Source organism: Verrucomicrobiia bacterium (assembly GCA_035946615.1).
Taxonomy (GTDB): Bacteria; Verrucomicrobiota; Verrucomicrobiia; order Limisphaerales; family UBA8199; genus DASYZB01.
The window spans coordinates 1-2,821 of the sequence record DASYZB010000139.1 but is presented as its reverse complement, the minus strand read 5'-3'; the positions used below and the strand labels follow the sequence as shown (position 1 = coordinate 2,821).

Sequence of the window (2,821 nt, the reverse complement as noted above, 5' to 3'; positions counted from 1 at the left end):
CGGAGTTGGTCAGTTGGAGGTGGAGTTTGGTTTTTCGCTTGGTGAATGCGGGCATGGCTATACATCACCATAATGGTGATGTTGTGTCAACAGATTTTTCACCTACCTGTGCATTTTTCCTCACCTGGCTAAGGATCGGGGGATGCCGCGAAAAAGCAACTCTCGTTTTCAGTTGTCTTTTAGGAAGGTGTTGAAAATGGTAACGCGCCGGCCTGAGGAAGCTCTCGGGTCGCCTCGGTCGGCCATCAGCCTGAGACAAGAAAAGCCTTTCCAACTGCCTTCCGTATTTCTCCAGTATCGGGCGAGCTTTTCGTTCCGCTCGACTCTTGGGCGGTCTTCGTGCTATTCTTGACCTTGACCCCTGAAGCGGAGATAATCGCAACAGAGTGCTGAATTATGGCGAAGCTTGTGGTTCTTAGCCCGGGAATGACCGGACGCGCGCAGGAGCTGAAGACAGACAAGACCACGATTGGACGTTTCCTGGACAATACGTTTCAAATCGATGAGTCCTCCGTTTCCAGCCATCACTGCGAGATATTGGTCCGTGGCAACGATATCGTTGTGAAGGACCTCAACTCCACAAACGGCACCTTCATCAACGGCGAAAAGGTTGTCGAAGCCCCCATTAAACCCGGCCAAATCCTGCGGGTTGGCATGATCGAAATCCGGCTGGATAATGATGCCCCTCCTCGAACTCGGAACAAATTTGATGAAACAACCGTCATTCGCGGTGGGGTCAATCGCACCGAACTCGAAGCAGGCGTGCGCCCCGATAGTTTTCAAAACAAGGGTACCGGCCCAGGTTTTTCAAAAAAGGATGACCGGCCAACTAAAATCGTCATTATTGCCTGCGCCATCCTCGGGGTGGTGATTGTGGGGCTGCTGCTCTACGTGTTTGCGATAGCCAATAAGTAATTCTGTGGTCGGGCTCGGTTTTTATGCGCCCACCGGCAGTTTCACGCTCGTCCTCGAAAGCCATTTAAGAACCCAATTCGAGGACGAGAACGAGGAGGATGAGAGGGGGCCGTTTGAAATGAAACATGCCTCACTTTAAGAAAATTTATCCCCCTTGACAGACCGTCTCCACCTGTCATACTGTCATAAGACAGTTATTCAGATTATGATCTTTCGAGTCGATTTCCAGGCCGGTAAACCGGTCTATCTGCAACTGGCCGACCAGGTCCGCTACGCCGCCGCTTCGGGCCGGCTCCGGCCCGGCGATCCCCTGCCCTCTCTGCGTCCGCTGGCCGAGGAGTTGCGCATTAACCGCAACACCATCGCCAAGGCCTATGCCGAACTCGAAGGACAGGGCATTATCGAGACGGTCCCCGGGAAGGGGTACTTCCTCAAAAAGAACCATTCCCCATTCAGCCAGCAAACCCGGGAGAAGTTGTTGCTCAGCGAAATCGATGAGGCCGTCGTGCTGGCGCATCACCTCCAGGTCGGCCGGGAAAAGTTCCTCTCCCTGATCGAGCAGCGTCTGGATTACTTCGAGCAGAAATCAAACGCAACACGCCCCTGATGCTTATGCTAAAAACTGACACGCCGGTTATTGAAGTCCGAAACCTGGTCCGCCGTTACGGAAAACTAGAAGCGGTCAACGGCTTGAGTCTGACGGTGGCGCCTGGGCGCTGCTATGGCTTCTTTGGCCGAAACGGGGCCGGTAAGACCACAACCATCAAATGCCTTTTAAACCTGCTGCGGCCAGATTCAGGCGCGGTTCGCGTGTTCGGGTTGGACCCGGTCAAACACGAGGTGGCCGTGAAATCCCGCTTGTGCTATGTGCCCGATACGGTTGCATTTTACCCGTGGATGACCGTCGCCCAGGTTCTGGGATTCCTCGCCTCGTTTCGCGCCCACTGGAACCGCGACATCGAGGCGGATTTGCTGCAGCGTTTCCAACTCGATCCCGGCCAGAAGGCAAGCCACCTCTCGAAGGGCCAAAAAACGCAACTGGCACTGATCGGGGCCGTTTGCCCCGAGCCGGAGCTGCTGGTCCTGGACGAACCCACCTCCGGCCTCGACCCGATCGTGCGCCGCGAATTCATTCAAACCGTCATTGGCGCCTATCACGCCAACGACCCGGAACGGCGGACGGTCTTCGTCTCGACGCATCTCATAGGCGAGTTCGAGGGGCTCATCGATCAATTCACCATCATCGAGCAAGGCCGCGAGTTACTCACTTTGCAGGCCGACGAAGCGCGGGACCGATTTCGCAAAATCCGCGCGCGTTTTGCCGAGCCGCCTTCGGGGCTAAACCTGTCCGGGGCCTTGAGCGTGCGGCAATCGGGGCGGGAGTTGGAAATCCTGGCCAACGGGAACAGCGAGCGATTGCTGGAACACTTGCGGCCAAGGAAACCGGAAGAGACGACGTGCGATTCGCTCTCATTGGAAGAAATATTTGTGGCGGCGGGACATTTGGCCAAGGCACTCCCATGAACGCCCTGCTCGCCAAGGAGATAAGACTGTTGCTGCCTGCCTGGGGAGCGGCGCTGTTGCTGGCGGTGGCGCCGGTTTGGCTGCTGGAATTCGATCCACATAACGCGATGCTGGCCCTTGGTCCGTTTTGCATTGGAACCATTCTGCTCGGCTTATCCTCATTCGGCCGCGAGGTTGCGCTCAACACGTTCCCGTTGATGCTTGCTCAGCCCTCGGAACGCGCCCGAATCTGGTGGACCAAGGTGGGGGTGCTGGCTGTGGCATTGGCCGTGGTTTCTGGCGCCTGGTGGATCGTTTGCGCAACCAGCCTTTACGCGGGGTCGAAGCACGCACATGGGCTGATAGAATTCTTCGGCAGCGCCGTCACGGCGGCCGCCGGTGT

The 2,821-nt window shown here is 56.6% G+C and carries 4 protein-coding genes; all 4 read left to right on the top strand.

What is annotated here, in order from left to right:
• Window positions 1–396: 396 nt before the first annotated feature.
• Window positions 397–915: an FHA domain-containing protein gene (locus tag VG146_20220; protein ID HEV2394684.1), complete on the top strand. Its 519-nt coding sequence runs from the start codon at window positions 397–399 to the stop codon at window positions 913–915.
• Window positions 916–1,120: 205 nt separating this feature from the next.
• Window positions 1,121–1,522 (top strand): GntR family transcriptional regulator, encoded by a 402-nt coding sequence (locus tag VG146_20215; GenBank protein ID HEV2394683.1) that lies wholly within the window; start codon window positions 1,121–1,123, stop codon window positions 1,520–1,522.
• Between the two features lie 5 nt (window positions 1,523–1,527).
• Entirely contained in the window at window positions 1,528–2,439 is a 912-nt protein-coding gene (locus VG146_20210) for an ABC transporter ATP-binding protein (protein ID HEV2394682.1), read from the top strand.
• The coding region (locus VG146_20205; protein ID HEV2394681.1) for a hypothetical protein at window positions 2,436–2,821 on the top strand (386 nt) is incomplete at its 3' end. The genes VG146_20210 and VG146_20205, both read left to right, overlap by 4 nt.

Bases quoted from the DNA above. Each gene is read 5' to 3' on its own strand.
- VG146_20215 (HEV2394683.1), top strand. From the start codon at position 1,121: ATGATCTTTCGAGTCGATTTCCAGGCCGGTAAACCGGTCTATCTGCAA.
- VG146_20220 (HEV2394684.1), top strand. From the start codon at position 397: ATGGCGAAGCTTGTGGTTCTTAGCCCGGGAATGACCGGACGCGCGCAG.
- VG146_20210 (HEV2394682.1), top strand. From the start codon at position 1,528: ATGCTAAAAACTGACACGCCGGTTATTGAAGTCCGAAACCTGGTCCGC.